At 71.5% G+C, this 15,480-nt stretch carries 14 protein-coding genes; 10 read left to right on the plus strand and 4 right to left on the minus strand.

The genetic code is table 11. The features are described from left to right. The 5 genes from ACN6LB_RS10360 to ACN6LB_RS10380 form a co-directional block, all read left to right on the plus strand. A partial coding sequence (locus tag ACN6LB_RS10360; RefSeq protein WP_445025547.1) for a PucR family transcriptional regulator occupies positions 1 to 1,474 on the plus strand: 1,474 nt, incomplete at its 5' end. 155 nt (positions 1,475 to 1,629) lie between these two features. Further along, complete coding sequence (locus ACN6LB_RS10365) at positions 1,630 to 2,472, plus strand: nitrilase-related carbon-nitrogen hydrolase (protein ID WP_356146319.1); 843 nt, start codon at positions 1,630 to 1,632, stop codon at positions 2,470 to 2,472. Positions 2,473 to 2,614: 142 nt separating this feature from the next. Next, entirely contained in the window at positions 2,615 to 4,015 is a 1,401-nt protein-coding gene (gene hydA / locus ACN6LB_RS10370; protein WP_445025548.1) for a dihydropyrimidinase, read from the plus strand. 11 nt (positions 4,016 to 4,026) lie between these two features. After that, entirely contained in the window at positions 4,027 to 5,046 is a 1,020-nt protein-coding gene (locus ACN6LB_RS10375; protein WP_445025549.1) for a TIGR03842 family LLM class F420-dependent oxidoreductase, read from the plus strand. A 121-nt stretch (positions 5,047 to 5,167) separates the two neighbouring features. Then, positions 5,168 to 6,697, plus strand: coding sequence for an NCS1 family nucleobase:cation symporter-1 (locus tag ACN6LB_RS10380; protein ID WP_445025550.1), 1,530 nt, complete (start codon positions 5,168 to 5,170; stop codon positions 6,695 to 6,697). 19 nt (positions 6,698 to 6,716) lie between these two features. Here ACN6LB_RS10380 and ACN6LB_RS10385 read toward each other — a convergent pair whose 3' ends face one another. The 3 genes from ACN6LB_RS10385 to ACN6LB_RS10395 form a co-directional block, all read right to left on the minus strand. Then, entirely contained in the window at positions 6,717 to 7,391 is a 675-nt protein-coding gene (locus tag ACN6LB_RS10385) for a hypothetical protein (protein WP_445025551.1), read from the minus strand. Between the two features lie 120 nt (positions 7,392 to 7,511). Beyond that, positions 7,512 to 8,348: a class I SAM-dependent methyltransferase gene (locus ACN6LB_RS10390; protein WP_445025552.1), complete on the minus strand. Its 837-nt coding sequence runs from the start codon at positions 8,346 to 8,348 to the stop codon at positions 7,512 to 7,514. Beyond that, positions 8,345 to 9,346, minus strand: a complete 1,002-nt coding sequence (locus tag ACN6LB_RS10395; protein WP_445025553.1) for a carboxymuconolactone decarboxylase family protein — start codon at positions 9,344 to 9,346, stop codon at positions 8,345 to 8,347. Before ACN6LB_RS10395 ends, ACN6LB_RS10390 begins: the two co-directional genes overlap by 4 nt. 232 nt (positions 9,347 to 9,578) lie before the next feature. Between ACN6LB_RS10395 and ACN6LB_RS10400 the strand changes: the two genes are divergently transcribed. From ACN6LB_RS10400 to ACN6LB_RS10420, 5 genes are all read left to right on the plus strand, one after another. Continuing rightward, entirely contained in the window at positions 9,579 to 10,682 is a 1,104-nt protein-coding gene (locus ACN6LB_RS10400; RefSeq protein WP_445025554.1) for a sensor histidine kinase, read from the plus strand. After that, positions 10,679 to 11,347, plus strand: coding sequence for a response regulator (locus ACN6LB_RS10405; protein WP_445025555.1), 669 nt, complete (start codon positions 10,679 to 10,681; stop codon positions 11,345 to 11,347). Before ACN6LB_RS10400 ends, ACN6LB_RS10405 begins: the two co-directional genes overlap by 4 nt. 35 nt (positions 11,348 to 11,382) lie before the next feature. Continuing rightward, positions 11,383 to 12,042, plus strand: a complete 660-nt coding sequence (locus ACN6LB_RS10410; RefSeq protein ID WP_445025556.1) for a DUF4232 domain-containing protein — start codon at positions 11,383 to 11,385, stop codon at positions 12,040 to 12,042. A gap of 105 nt (positions 12,043 to 12,147) precedes the next feature. Next, on the plus strand, positions 12,148 to 13,974 hold the full coding sequence (locus tag ACN6LB_RS10415; RefSeq protein ID WP_445025557.1) for a gamma-glutamyltransferase family protein: 1,827 nt from the start codon (positions 12,148 to 12,150) through the stop codon (positions 13,972 to 13,974). Between the two features lie 119 nt (positions 13,975 to 14,093). Next, positions 14,094 to 14,939: an inositol monophosphatase family protein gene (locus tag ACN6LB_RS10420; protein WP_445025558.1), complete on the plus strand. Its 846-nt coding sequence runs from the start codon at positions 14,094 to 14,096 to the stop codon at positions 14,937 to 14,939. Here the strand turns inward: ACN6LB_RS10420 and ACN6LB_RS10425 are convergent. Continuing rightward, positions 14,875 to 15,474, minus strand: coding sequence for a hypothetical protein (locus tag ACN6LB_RS10425; RefSeq protein ID WP_445025559.1), 600 nt, complete (start codon positions 15,472 to 15,474; stop codon positions 14,875 to 14,877). The genes ACN6LB_RS10420 and ACN6LB_RS10425 overlap by 65 nt on opposite strands. Between the last annotated feature and the right edge of the window lie 6 nt (positions 15,475 to 15,480).

The raw sequence follows: 15,480 nt of genomic DNA on the forward strand, positions 1-15,480 counted from the left end.
CCCCCCCCCCCCCCCCCTCGACCGCCCCGTGCGCTGGGTGCATGTCGCCGAGGCGGCCGACGTGGGCGTGATGCTCACCGGCGGCGAAATGGTCCTCACCACCGGGGTGTTGCTCGCCGGGAACCCGGACGCCCAGGCCGAGTACATCCGTTCACTGCACCGCGCGGAGGCCGCGGCCGTCGTCCTCGGGCTCGGCCGGGCCTTCCCCACCCCGCCGGACGTGATGCGCCGGGCCGCCGAGCGGTGCGGCCTGCCCATGGTGGTGCTCCACCGGCCCTTCCCCTTCGCGGAGCTGACCGAGGAGGTCCAGTCCCGGCTGGTACGGCAGAAGTTCGCCGCCGTCAGCCTCTCCGAGGCCGTACGGACCGCGCTCACCGGACTCATCACCGCGGGCGCCCCTCTGCAACGCATGCTCGACGAGATCGCCGGGCATGCCGCCTGCCCCGTCGTCGTCACCAATCTCGCCCACCGCGTGCTCGCCACGGCCGGGGAGCGGTCCGCGGTCGACGACGTGCTGCGTGACTGGGAGCGCATCGCGCGGCAGGCCGGCGGCAGCGAGGGCGACGGCTGGGTGCGGGCCGAACTGGGCGGGCGGGGCGAGCGATGGGGCCGGATCGTGCTGTGCGGGTACCGCGGCGACGCGGCCACCGGACGGCTGCTCGCCGACCGCGCCGCCGAGGCCCTGGTCCTGCACCGCATGCTCGGCGGATCCGTGCACAGCTGGGAGGAGGAGTCCGCGCAGAGCCTGCTGACCGACCTCGTCTCCGGCGTCGTCCCCGCCCGGCAGCTGCTGCCCCGCGCCCGCGCCGCCGGACTGCCCGTCAACCGCCGCACCTTCGTACCGCTCGTCGTCCGCGACGGCGACCCGGCCCAACTCGACCGGACCCTGCGGCTGTTGGGGCTGCCCGGGCTCGTCGCAGAGCTGGCCGACGGAGCCACCGCCGTGCTGCTCAGCCTCGCCCGGGACCAGGACGCGGACGCGCTGGCCGCACACTTCGCCGGGCGGCTGCGCCATGAGACCGGCGCCCCCACCACCGTGGCGGCCGCCTCCCCCCGGAGCGGATGGGACGACGTCTCCGCGGGACTGCGCGAGGCGCTGCACGTCGCCGAGGCCGCCGCGGACACGCCCGCCGACCAGGACCAGCCGGCGCTCGTACGTCTGCGGGATGTCCATCTGCGCGGTCTGGTACGGCTGTTGAGGGAAAACCCGCACGTCCAGGCCTTCGCCGAGCGGGAGTTGGACGGGCTGCTGTGCGGGGCCGACGCCGAGTCGGAGCTGCTGCCCGTGCTGCGCACGTACCTCGCGACCGGCCGCAACAAGTCGCGCACCGCGCAGCTCCACCACGTCAGCCGGCCCGCGCTCTACCGCCGCCTGGAGGCCATAGAGGCCCGCCTCGGCGTCGACCTCGACGACTTCGAACAGGCCGCGTCCGTGCACATCGCGCTGCTCGCGCACGACGCGCAACAGAGGTGAAACATGGAACGACGTGGGAAAACGGTGGTGAAACATGGGCCGACGCGGGGGTGACACCGTGGAACGCCGCGCGGCCGCAGACGTGACACCGTGCAACTCAAAGCCGCTCCGGGCGCTTTCTAGGCTCCTCGTACACCGAGCGACCGGAGGTCCCGATGAGCAGAGTGATCCGAGCCGCCGTCTTCCAGACCGCGTGGACCGGCGACAAGGAATCGATGATCCAGGTCCACGAGCAGGCGGCCCGAGACGCGGCCGCGCAGGGCGCACAGGTCCTGTGCTTCCAGGAGCTGTTCTACGGACCCTATTTCTGCCAGGTCCAGGACAAGGCGTTCTACGAGTACGCCGAACAGATCCCCGAGGGCCCGATCGTGCAGCGTTTCCAGGCGCTAGCCAAGGAACTGGGCATCGTCCTGGTGCTGCCGATGTACGAGGAGGAACAGCCCGGCGTCCTCTACAACACCGCGGCGGTGATCGACGCCGACGGCTCGTACCTGGGCAAGTACCGCAAGACCCACATCCCCCAAGTACCGGGATTCTGGGAGAAGTTCTACTTCCGTCCCGGCAACTCCGGGTGGCCGATCTTCGACACTGCCGTCGGGCGGATCGGTGTGTACATCTGCTACGACCGGCACTTCCCGGAAGGCTGGCGGGCGTTGGGCCTGGCCGGTGCCGAGATCGTGTTCAACCCCTCGGCCACCTCGCGCGGCCTGTCCGGCTACCTGTGGCAGCTGGAGCAGCCCGCGGCGGCCGTCGCCAACGAGTACTTCGTGGGCGCGATCAACCGGGTGGGCGTCGAGGAGTACGGCGACAACGACTTCTACGGGACGAGCTACTTCGTCGACCCGGAGGCGCAGTTCGTCGGCGAGGTGGCGAGCGACAAGGAGACCGAACTCGTCGTCCGCGACCTGGACATGGCCAAGCTGCGCGAGGTGCGCGACCGGTGGCAGTTCTACCGCGACCGCGCTCCGGGCACGTACGGGCCCCTGACCGCTCCCTGACCGGACGAGCAGCCGCGGGCCCGGCGCACGGGGGGCCGGGCCCGCGGTGTCGACCTCCCCGGCAGGAACCAGCGTCGACCTCAGGCTTCACCACCAGCAGCGGTATTACCTCAGCGCACGCGCGAGCGGAAGGAGAGGGAGCATGAGCCGTACCGTCATCCGGGGTGGCCTCGTCATCACCGCGTCGGACGAGATCCACGCCGACGTCCTGATCGAGGACGGCCGGATCGCCGCCCTCGCCGCGTCCGGCACCCCGGCGGCCGGGGCATGGACGGCCGAGCGCACCATAGACGCCACCGGAAAGTACGTCATCCCCGGCGGTGTCGACGCCCACACGCACATGGAGCTGCCGTTCGGCGGCACGTTCGCCTCCGACACCTTCGAGACGGGCACCCGGGCCGCCGCCTGGGGCGGCACCACCACCATCATCGACTTCGCCGTGCAGAGCGTCGGCCATACGCTGCGCGAGGGCCTCGACGCCTGGAACGCCAAGGCCGACGGCAAGTGCGCCATCGACTACGGCTTCCACATGATCGTCTCCGATGTGAACCAGGAGACGCTCAAGGAGATGGACCTGCTGGTCGAGGAGGGCGTCACCTCCTTCAAGCAGTTCATGGCCTACCCCGGGGTCTTCTACAGCGACGACGGGCAGATCCTGCGGGCCATGCAGCGCGGTGCCGAGAACGGCGGGCTGATCATGATGCACGCCGAGAACGGCATCGCGATCGACGTCCTTGTCGAGCAGGCGCTCGCCCGCGGCGAGACCGACCCTCGCTACCACGGCGAGGTGCGCAAGGCGCTCCTGGAGGCCGAGGCCACCCACCGCGCGATCAAGCTCGCCCAGGTCGCCGGCGCCCCGCTCTACGTGGTGCACGTCTCGGCGCAGCAGGCGGTCGCCGAGCTGACCCGGGCGCGCGACGAGGGCCTGAACGTCTTCGGCGAGACCTGCCCGCAGTACCTGTTCCTGTCCACGGACAACCTCGCGGAACCGGACTTCGAGGGCTCCAAGTACGTGTGCAGTACGCCGCTGCGGCCCAAGGAGCACCAGGCCGCGCTGTGGCGGGGCCTGCGCACCAACGACCTCCAGGTCGTCTCCACCGACCACTGCCCGTTCTGCTTCGAGGGCCAGAAGGAGCTGGGCCGCGGCGACTTCTCGAAGATCCCCAACGGTCTGCCGGGCGTGGAGAACCGCATGGACCTGCTCCACCAGGCCGTCGTCGACGGGCACATCAGCCGCCGCCGCTGGATCGAGATCGCCTGCGCGACCCCGGCCCGTATGTTCGGCCTCTACCCGAAGAAGGGCACGATCGCCCCGGGCGCCGACGCCGACGTCGTCATCTACGACCCGCACGCCGAGCAGATCATGTCGGTCGAGACGCACCACATGAACGTCGACTACTCGGCCTACGAGGGCAAGCGCACCACCGGACGGGTGGAGACCGTGCTCTCGCGGGGCGAACTCGTCATCTCCGAGCGGGAGTTCACCGGACGCGCGGGTCACGGCGTCTACACCCCCCGCTCCACCTGTCAGTACCTGAACTAGGAGTGGCGCACATGGACTTCGGACTCGTCCTGCAGACCGACCCCCCTGCCTCCCGTGTGATCGAGCTGATGCAGCGGGCCGAGGGCCAGGGCTTCACGTACGGCTGGACCTTCGACTCGGCCGTGCTGTGGCAGGAACCCTTTGTGATCTACAGTCAGATCCTCGCGAACACCGAGAAGTTGACGGTCGGCCCGATGGTCACCAACCCGGGCACCCGCACCTGGGAGGTCACCGCCTCCACCTTCGCGACGCTCAACGACATGTACGGCAACCGCACGGTGTGCGGCATCGGGCGCGGCGACTCGGCGATGCGCGTCGCCGGACGCAAGCCGAACACCCTCGCCCGTATCAGCGAGGCCATGAAGGTCATCCGCGCCCTCGGCCGCGGCGACGAGGCCGACCTCGGCGGCACGGTCATCAAGTTCCCGTGGGTCAAGCCGGGCGCTCAACTCCCGGTGTGGATGGCCGCGTACGGCCCGAAGGCCCTGAAGATGACCGGCGAGGAGGCCGACGGCTTCATCCTCCAGCTCGCCGACCTGTACCTCACCGAGTACATGGTCAAGGCGGTGAAGCAGGCGGCCGTCGACGCGGGACGCGACCCCTCCGACGTCAAGATCTGTGTGGCCGCCCCCGCGTACATCACCGAGGACGACTCGCCCGAGGCGCTCGCCCACGCACGCGAGCAGTGCCGCTGGTTCGGCGGCATGGTCGGCAACCACGTAGCCGACCTCGTCTCCAAGTACGGCGAACACTCCGCCGCCGTACCGGACGAACTCACCGACTACATCAAGTCCCGTGAGGGCTACGACTACTCCCACCACGGACGCGCCGACAACCCCGACACCGCGTTCGTGCCGGACGAGATCGTGGACCGGTTCTGCCTCATCGGCACCGCCGAGCAGCACATCGAGAAGCTGAACGCGCTGCGCGCGCTCGGCGTCGACCAGTTCGCCGTGTACGACATGCACGACGCGCAGGAAGCGACCATCGACGCGTACGGGTCGAAGGTCATCCCGGCCGTCAACGGCTGACCCGCGGTACCGCTCGACTCCCCACCCCCCACTCCTGTTCTCCCCTCCCCGACGTCCCGGGGGAGGGGGCCGGAGCCCGCACGGCCTTTCCGGATCCGCCCCTCGTTTGATTGGCCTGCCCATGACCGACACCGCTCCCTCGGCGATACCGCCGTCCCCTCAAGTCACCCTCGCCGACGGCCGGGTGGAGATCGCCCCCGGGGCTTCGGCGCCCAGCGGCCCGTACGCCAACGAGGACCTGCTGCCCGTACCCGTCGAGAAGCGCACCTGGACCACGTACAACTTCTCGGCGCTGTGGGTGGGCATGGCCCACAACACCGCTTCCTGGACCCTGGCCTCCGGTCTGATCGCCGTGGGCATGGACTGGAAGCAGGCGGTCCTCACCATCGCACTGGCCAACCTGATCGTCCTGGTGCCGATGCTGCTCACCGGGCACGCCGGTCCCAAGTACGGCATCCCGTTCCCGGTCTTCGCCCGCGCCTCCTTCGGTGTCCGCGGCGCCAACCTCCCCGCCGTCGTACGGGCGTTGGTGGCGTGCGGCTGGTTCGGCATCCAGACCTGGATCGGCGGCGAGGCGATCTACTTCCTCGCCGGGAAGCTCATCGGCGACAGCTGGGCGAACGCATCGCACGTGGGCGGCTACGCCTGGACGATGTGGCTCTCGTTCGCGATCTTCTGGGTGATCCAGGTGGCCATCATCTACCGGGGCATGGAGACGATCCGCCGCTTCGAGAACTGGGCGGCACCCTTCGTGCTCGTCGGCGCCGGCGTGATGCTGTGGTGGATGAGCAGCAAGGCGGGCGGCTTCGGCCCGCTCTTCGACCAGCCCTCCAAGCTCGGTTGGGGCAGCGGCTTCTGGAAGCTGTTCTGGCCCTCGCTCATGGGCATGATCGGCTTCTGGTCCACGCTGTCGCTGAACATCCCGGACTTCACCCGGTACGGCAAAAGCCAGAAGGCGCAGACCTGGGGGCAGGCGCTCGGTCTGCCCACGACCATGACACTGTTCGCGTTCCTGTCGGTGCTGGTCACCTCCGGTTCGCAGGCGGTCTACGGCACGGCGATCTGGGACCCGGTCCAGCTGGCCGCCAAGACGGACAACGTGTTCGGCCTGCTCTACGCGCTGGTCACCGTGCTGGTGGCGACCCTGTCCGTGAACATCGCGGCCAACCTGGTCTCGCCGGCCTTCGACTTCTCCAACATCGCGCCCCGGAAGATCAGTTTCCGCACCGGCGCACTCGTCACCAGCGTCCTCGGCGTGCTGATCTTCCCGTGGAAGCTGTACTCCGACCCGCAGGGTTACATCTTCACCTGGCTCGGGCTGGTCGGCGGTCTGCTCGGCACGGTCGCGGGCATCCTCATCGCCGACTACTGGATCCTGCGCCGGACGAAGCTCGACCTCGCCGATCTCTACCGCGCGGGCGGCCGTTACTGGTACGACGGCGGCTGGAACTGGCGGGCCGTGGTCGCCTTCGTGACCGGCGGCGTCCTGGCGGTCGGCGGCGCCGACTTCCATCCGCTGATCGACGGGCGGCCCATCCCGGCCCTGGAGTCGCTGGCGGACTACGGCTGGGCGGTCGGACTCGGCACCTCGCTCGTGCTGTACCTCGTCCTGATGTCACTGCGGGGGCGCGACAATACGGCGTCGGACTGACGCACGGGAGGGAGGACGGTCAGCTCTTGCGGCCGTCCTCCAGTGCGGCCACCGCATCTTTCGCGGCTTTGATGGCGCCCTTGTTGATCTCGTCCGTGCCCGGCGCCTTCTGCGTCTCGAAGTCGCTGCCGTTGTACGTGATGATCACCAGTGCGTTGGACGCGCGGACCATCACCAGGCCCTCGCGCGTCTGCTGCTTCTTGTCGGTGGTGAGGTTCACGACCGAGTAGCCCTCGTCGCCGAGGCCGGGTACCGCCCCGCCGCCGCCCTTCTCGCCGGTGCGTTCCTTGTAGGCGGTTGCGGCGGCGCCGTCGGTGGCCTTGATCTCGTACGAGACGTCGAGCCAGCGGTAGTCGTAGCCCTTGAGCGCGTTCCAGGAGCAGGTCCGGCGCAGGGACTTGTCGGTCGAGGGGATCTCCTGGCCGGTCGTCTTGGCGCCCGGAACGAGCGAGGTGACCGTCTTCTCGGTCACGCCCGTGCAGGGGGCAGGGGAGGCGGTGTAGGTCTTGGACGCCGCCGAAGTCGAGGGAGCGGTGGCCGAGTTGTTGTCCTTTTGTGGCGATTCGGTCGTTTTGTGCTCGGCGGTCGTGGTCGTCGCGAGCGGGCCGGAGGACAGGGCCCAGCCCGCCGTGGCGAGCACGACGACCGGCATCACGCGCACGGTGAGTGCGAGCGGCAGAGGAAGAGAACGCACAGAGTACTTCTCGCGTGTCGGTGCGGGAGGTCCCGCACTGGGGTGGGGGACGCCAGTGTCACACGAGTCCCTGTGGGGTGGAAGTGTCAACTCGCTCCGTGCCTGTGCGGTGACGCAGGCTCACTGTTGACGAGCTGTGGGCCGCCTCGCCGTCACGAGCCACACCGCTCCCCGGAGGCGAACGCCGCGATTCGTCTCGTAGGGGCGCAAACTCTCCTCCAGGGCCGTGCGGGTGCCGGCGTCGACCTTCCGGTCAGGTGTGCGGGAGAGAAGGAAGTCGACGGCGTCCGGGACGTCGCGCCCCCAGTGTGTCTCCACATCCACCGGGGCCACCGTCACGTCGTCCCACCCCTGCAGCACCTCGTGGAGACGGGCCGGGTCGGACAGGGACGCCATCGCGGTGTGCGCGGCGACCGTGTCCGCGTCCGGGGCGTCCAGGAGCTTGGCGAAGAGGCCGAGGGCCCGCGACTCCTCGACGTCCGGCCCGGCGGGTCGCGGACAGATGAACGCCAGTCGCCCTCCCGGGATCAGGGCCCGCGCCAGGTTCCGGAACGCGGCCGCGTGGTCCTCGAAGAACATCACGCCGCCCCGGCTGATGACCACGTCGTATCCGGCGGGCGGAAAGGGATGGGTCTGGGCGTCGGCGAGCTCGTAGGCCACGTTCCCGACGTGCTCGGCGGCGGTGACCGCACGGGCCCGCCCGACCAGGGGTGCCGAGATGTCGACGCCTACGACGTGTCCGCGCGAGGCCAGCCGGGCCGCGATCCGCGTGGTCGTCCCCGCGCCGCAGCCGACGTCCAGGACGCGGTCGGCCATCGTCACGGCCGCGCCCGCGAACAGCGCGTCGTTCACCCCCGACAGCAGGGCGTCGTAGCGCTCGTGATGGTCGGCCCAGTGGGTGCCGACGGTGCCGTTCCAGGCCCCTGCCTGTACGGGGTTGGTGGCCGTCCGGGTCATGAGGACTCCTTGGCGGTGTGAAGGGGCAGCGCACTCTCGATGCGCTGGACGGCGGCGAACGCGCCGTACGCGATGAGCTGCACCAGGGAATGGTCGGCGTGGTCTGTTTTGCGCCAGTTCGTCACGTCCTCGTCCGTGATGCGGTACGGGGCGAGGGCGGCCAGCACGGCGAGGCGGGCCCCGGGCCGGGAGAGGCCGGGCAGGCCGTCCCAGCCGAGCGGCGGATGAGTGCCGTCCCAGTCCTGGAGGGTTTCCCGTACGACGATCCGGTCCCCTTCGTCGAGGAGGCCCGCGCCCGCGCCGGCGGCGTCGCGCAGGGCGGCGTACGCCGGGCCGACCGTGGTGCCCTGCGCCCAGTCCGGCCCCGGGCCCGGATCGTCGAGCAGCGCCAGGCCCGCACCCGGCGCGGCCCTGCGGCGGACGGTACCGGCCAGCGACCGGCCGGCGAGGCTGCGTACCGCCCGGAACCGCTGGGCGTTGCCCGGCAGCAGGTTCTCGGTCAGCAGGGCCGACACGATGCGGTTGATGAAGTGGAAGGAGAGGGCGGTGCCGATGTAGGCGGGCACATGGGCGCGGGGGAAGGGCAGCGGGGTCAGCTCCGGCGCGCCCGGGGTCCGGGTCGCCCTGCCCCAGGCCAGCACGCGCGCGTGGTTATCGTCCCTGGGCGTCTCGCCGCGTGCCACCGCCTCCGCGAGGGCGTGGTCCCCGGTGGCGTGCAGCAGCACCGTGTGCGCGTCCACACAGAACGGGCACCGGTTGGCGGCCGACACCCCGAGCGCCGCGAGCTCCTTCCCGGTCCGGTCCCCGGCTCCCGCGATCAGGGACTCGCGCATCAACGCCCAGACGGCGGCCATGATTTCGGGAGCGGAGGACAGCACGACAAAGGTCACCGCCCGATCGATCCCGAAGTCCTGGGCCAGTTGCTCATAGACCTCGGCGGTGCGACCGGTGGCGGACCTGGGCGGCGGTGGAGTGGTGAAGCGGTAGGGGCTGGGCATGTGGATCTCCTGGGGTCTGCTGCGGTGGGGCCACCGCTGTGAGCACGTCCGGCAGCGCCGGGTGCCGTGCAAACCCTGGCCTGTCGGGGTTCGCCGGGGCGTCGTACCGCCGAAGGCACTTCCGCTTACGGCAACGGGCCCGTGCGCGGCGCGAACTACTGCGTAGGGAGTAGCCCCGGGGCCGTCCACAGGTCTGACGCCGCGGGCCGACCCGGCGGCTAGGGTGCCGGACATGCAGCTCGACCGGGCCACCCGCACACGCCTGGCCGACGCGACGCTCTCCGTCGTGGTCGGCGCGCTCGTCGCGACGTCGGCCGCCTTCGACGACGGTACGACCCCGGTCGACTACGGGCTGATCGCTGCGGGTTCCCTCGCCCTGGCGGCCTACCGCCGTGCCCCGCGTGCGGTGTTGGCCGTGGTCACCGTCGCCATGACCGCGTACGTCCTGCACGCGCATCCGGGCTCCCTCGCCGCCCTGCCCGTGCTGGCCGCCGTGCACACGGCCGCCCGGGTGGGCAACCGGGGCGTCGCGGCGGTCGCAGGTGCCGTGTTCCTGGCCGGATTCGCGGTGACCGGCCCTGCGACACAGGAGGTAGTCGAGCGTACGACGTTGCTCGTCGGCTGGTTCCTGTGCGCGCTGGTGACCGGCCTCGCCGACCGCAACTGGCAGGCGTACCTGCGCCAGACGGAGCAGCGCGCACTGGAGGCGGAACGCACCCGTGAGGAGGCCGCCCTGCGCAGGGCCGGCGAGGAACGGCTGCGCATCGCCCGCGAGCTGCACGACTCGCTGACGCACAGCATCTCGATCGTCAAGCTGCAGGCGGGAGTCGCAGCGCACCTCGCCCGCAAGCGCGGTGAGGAGGTGCCGCCCGCACTGCTCGCCATCCAGGAGGCGAGCGGCGAGGCCATGCGTGAACTGCGCTCCACGCTGGAGGTGTTGCGCACCGACGAGCCGACCGGCACCCCCGCGCTGCTCGTGGAGCGGGCCCGCGCGGCCGGCCTCGCCGTCGACCTGACGGTGACCGGCGACGAGCGCCCGCTGACGGCGACCGTCGACCGCGCCGCGTACCGCATCGTCCAGGAGGCCCTGACGAACGCCGCCCGTCACGCGGGCTCGGCCAAGGTGACCGTTCAACTCGACTACGCCAGGGACGACTTGACAGTACGAGTGGACGACGACGGCAGCGCCGATCCGGCCCGTCCGCCGAAGCCGGGCATCGGCCTCACCGGCATGCGTGAACGCGTCACGGCCCTCGGCGGAACCCTGTACGCCGCCCCGCGCACCGACGGCGGCTTCTCGGTGCGCGCCGAGCTGCCGCTCGGGGAGGCGACGTGATCCGGGTCGCGCTCGTCGACGACCAGGCCCTGATGCGGGCCGGGTTCCGCGCCCTGCTGGACGCCGAGGACGGCATCGAGGTGGTGGGCGAGGCCGCCGACGGGAAACAGGGCCTGGCTCTCGTGCGCGCCGAACTGCCGGACATCGCGCTCGTCGACGTACAGATGCCCGTCATGACCGGAATCGAGGCCACCCGCCGTATCGCCGCGGATCCGGAACTGTCCGGCGTACGGGTCGTGATCCTCACCAACTACGGCCTGGACGAGTACGTCTTCGAGGCGCTGCGCGCCGGGGCCAGCGGCTTCCTGCTCAAGGACACCGAGCCCGCCGACCTGCTCCAGGCCATCGAGGTCGTCGCCCATGGGGAGGCGCTGCTCTCGCCGTCCGTCACCCGGGCGCTCATCGGCGAGTTCGTCGCCCGGCCACCGGACCGGGCCACCGCGCCCGGCCTGGAGAGCCTCACGCGCCGCGAACGTGAGGTCACCGCCCTCGCCGCGCGTGGCCTCACCAACGAGGAGATCGCCGCCCACATGGTCATCAGCCCGTTCACGGCCAAGACCCACATCAGCCGTGCGATGACGAAGCTCGGTGCGCGCGACCGGGCCCAACTGGTGGTGTTCGCCTATGAGTCGGGGCTCGTGACGGCTCGCGGGCGCGCGGAGTGAGGGCTTCCGGCAAGGCGGCGTGCCATGATCGTCGCGTGACCGCGATACCTGTGACGGCGACCCGCTCCGCCGCGCTCGCCTGTGTGCTGGCGCTGGCCGCGAGCGGGTGCGGGCTCTCCGCCGAGCTGGACCGCGAACGCAACCCCGACCGCTCGCCGACCCCGACTCCGACACTGACGTGGCCGACGACCGCCGCCCCGGCATCCGTGTCCCCGCTCCCCGAGCCGTCGCCGGCGGTGCCGGTCCAGCCGGCCGGCTGCCCGCCGTCCGGGGTCCGCGTCGAGGCAGGGCCCGTGGACGGCGCCATGGGCCTGCGCGCCATGACGCTCACACTGACCAACTGCGGCGACAAACCGTACAAGGTGGACGGCTACCCCGCCGTCCTGGTCCTCGACGATACGGGCCTGCCGATCCCCGGCGTGCGCACCGCCGAGGGAACGGACGACGTCTCGATGGCCCCGCCGGACCCCGGTCCCGAGCCGCTGACGCTGGCCCCGGGCGCGGCCGCGCAGGCGGGCCTGTACTGGCGGATGAACAACGAGGACGGCCCCTACCTGCGGGTCGGGCCCGCAGAGGGGCGGGACGAGCGGACCGTACGCCTTGAGTCGCCCCTCGACATCGGCCCGGAGAACGTTCTCGCAACGACGGCATGGAGACCTGCCCGGGCAACCGGCTCGTCCACTCCGGCGAACTGAACCCGTCCCCACCGGCTCCTGCGCGCACACCGGGTCCGCCCCGCAACCGCAAGTGCCATAGTCGAGCCCGAGGTTGATCGCTCCCGCACAGCGAGGTGGCACGGCATGTTCACGACCCGACCGACTCTCCAGGGCACCTTCGGCATGGTGTCCTCCACCCACTGGCTCGCCTCGCAGTCGGCGATGGCCGTCCTGGAGGACGGCGGCAACGCCTACGACGCCGCGGTCGCCGCCGGCTTCGTCCTGCACGTCGTCGAGCCGCACCTCAACGGTCCCGCGGGCGAGGTCCCGATCATCCTGGCCCCTGCGGGCGGCGCGATACAGGTGCTGTGCGGGCAGGGTGTCGCGCCCGCCGGGGCCACGATCGCCCACTACAGGGGACTGGGTCTGGATCTCGTACCCGGTACAGGACCGCTGGCCGCGGCCGTCCCCGGCGCCTTCGACGCCTGGATGATGCTGCTGCGCGACCACGGGACGAAGTCCCTCGCCGACGTACTGAAGTACGCCATCGGGTACGCGCAGGACGGCCACGCGCCCGTGGAGCGCGTCGGCGAGACGGTGGAGACCGTACGCGAGCTCTTCGAGAGGGAGTGGACCTCGTCGGCGGAGGTCTACCTCCCCGGCGGCAGGGCGCCGCGCCCCGGCGAACTGTTCCGCAACCCCGCCCTCGCCGCGACCTGGCGGCGACTGCTCGCCGAGACCGCCGGCGCCGGGGACCGGGTGGCGCGGATCGAGGCGGCGCGCGAGGTGTGGCGCCGCGGGTTCATCGCCGAGGCGCTCGTGCGGCAGGCGGGCCGGCCGACCCTGGACACCAGCGGCGCGCACCACACCGGCACCCTGACCGCAGCCGACCTGGCCTCCTGGTCCGCGACCTACGAGGCGCCCGCGACGTACACATGGCGGGGCTGGACCCTGTGCAAGGCGGGCCCCTGGAGTCAGGGCCCCGTCCTCCTGCAACAGCTCGCCCTGCTGCCGCCCGAGCTGCCGCGCTACGGCTCCGCCGACTACGTCCACCTGCTCGTCGAGGGCTGCAAGCTCGCCATGGCGGACCGGGAGGCCTGGTACGGAGACGCGGCGGAGGTGCCCCTCGACGATCTGCTGTCACGGGAGTACAACGCCGCACGGCGCGACCTCATCGGCGACAAGGCGTCCTACGAACTGCGCCCCGGCAGCCCCGGAGGCCGCGCGCCGCGGATGAGCGGGCACGCGCGCGTGGCCGCCGAGGCGGACCCCGGCTTCGATCCCATGGGGGTCGGCGAGCCGACGGTGGCCAAGAGCCCGCGGTCCCCGGTGCCGGGCGAGCCGGACGTCACCGCGGACGGTGGCACCCGCGGTGACACCTGCCATCTCGACATCGTCGACCGGTGGGGCAACATGGTCGCGGCCACGCCCAGCGGCGGCTGGCTCCAGTCCAACCCGGTCGTACCGGAACTGGGCTTCCCGCTCGGCACCCGGCTGCAGATGGCCTGGCTGGAGGAGGGCCTGCCCAACTCGCTGACGCCCGGCCGCCGCCCCCGGACGACCCTCACCCCCTCGCTGGCGCTGCGCGACGGCGTGCCCGTCCTGGCGTTCGGCACCCCGGGCGGCGATCAGCAGGACCAGTGGCAGACCCATTTCTTCCTCGCCGTGGCCCTGCGCTCCGAGGTGCGCGGCGGCCTCGACCTCCAGGGCGCGATCGACGCCCCGAACTGGCACAACGACAGCTTCCCCGGCTCCTTCTACCCTCGCGGCATGCGCCCCGGGGCCCTCACCGTCGAGTCCCGCACGGACGAAGCGGTCGTCGAGGAGCTGCGCCGCCGCGGCCACGACGTCCTCGTCGGCGACGCCTGGTCCGAGGGGCGGCTCTGCGCGGTCGCCCGGGACCCGCGGACCGGAGTGCTGTCGGCGGCGGCGAATCCGCGGGGGATGCAGGGGTACGCGGTCGGCCGCTGACCTTGGGGATCAAGGGGCACGTGCGGCGGCGGTCGCCCGGCCCCGGCAATTCATGTCGATTCCACCGGGAGTGCACCGGGCCGGTGGGGATTGTCAGTGGGCCGTGCTCTCATGGATGCATGATCGAAGACACGGAAACCATCGAAGAGTTTCTCGCACAGCACTCGGCCGACGTCGAAGAAGCGGTCCGCACGGCGGCCGCGACCGAGATCATGCCGCGCTTCCGGCAGCTCGCCGCGCACGAGGTCGACCAGAAGAGCGGCCCGCACGACCTGGTCACGGACGCCGACCGCAAGGCCGAGCTGTACCTCACAGAGGTGCTGCGGGAGCTGCTGCCCGGCTCTGTCGTCGTCGGCGAGGAGGCCGTGCACGCCGACCCGGCGTCGTACGAGGCGCTCCAGGGCGACGCCCCGGTCTGGATCGTCGACCCCGTCGACGGAACCCGCCAGTTCGTGCACGGCAACCCGGGCTTCTGCACGCTGGTCGCCCTCGCGCGCGGCGGCGTCCTGCTCGCCTCGTGGACCTACGCCCCCGCGCTCGAGGAGTTCGCCACCGCGATACGCGGGCGGGGCGCCGTTCTCAACGGCGCGCCGCTGCGCTCCGGCTCGCCCGAGCCCGGCCGTGACCTCGACGTGGCCACGTCCCACCCGGACTACACGACGGACGAGCAGAAGCGCGCCCTGCTCGGCCTGCGCACCGACGGGATCCGCCCGCGCCCCTGCGGCTCGGCCGGCCTGGAGTATCTGGCCATCGCCCGCGGCGAGTTGGACGCCACCGCCTTCTCCTGGGAGGCGGCCTGGGACCACGCCGCCGGTCTGCTGCTCGTCGAGGAGGCGGGCGGCGCCCATCTGACCCTCGCGGGCGAGCCGTTCCGTATCACCGGCGGCAACGCGCTGCCGTTCACGGCCGCACGGGACGCGGCCACGGCTCGCCGGGTGGTGGAGCTGCTGTCGGCCGGAGCCTGAGCTGCGGGGACCCGTTGACACGGATGCCGACGACCTCGAAATCAGCGGCGGTCCCGTCGGGCGGCCACACGCAGTCTGCCTCCCAGAGGTGCACCACATCCACGAAACCGGGCAGCGGCAACCCGAGATCGACGAAGACACCCGTCCTGCCGGGAGGCCACGGGGCCCCGACGAACGTGCCGGGCAGCCGCGTGCCCACCGGTATCGGACCGCTGGAATGCCGGACGTCGCACTGCCGGTAGGAACGGCAGCGCCCCCACATCACGGCGAACTCGTGCTCGGTCACGGGCTCCGCGTCCGGCGGTGCCTCGACGGGCCCCTCCGCCGCCACGCCGTACACGACCTCGTAGAGCTGGGCGCCCAACAGGCCACAGCTGTCGCGGACTTGGGTGAGCTCGGCGAAGTCGACGGCCACCACGGGAACGGAGTCGGCGCCGAGCAAGGTCATCCGGCGTGTCGGCTGTCCGTCCGGGGCCGTCTCGAACCAGTACCAGGTGTCCTCTTCGGGCTCATGGCGGCGGAAGCGGCACGTCATGCGCGT

The organism is Streptomyces sp. SAS_270 (assembly GCF_052543295.1).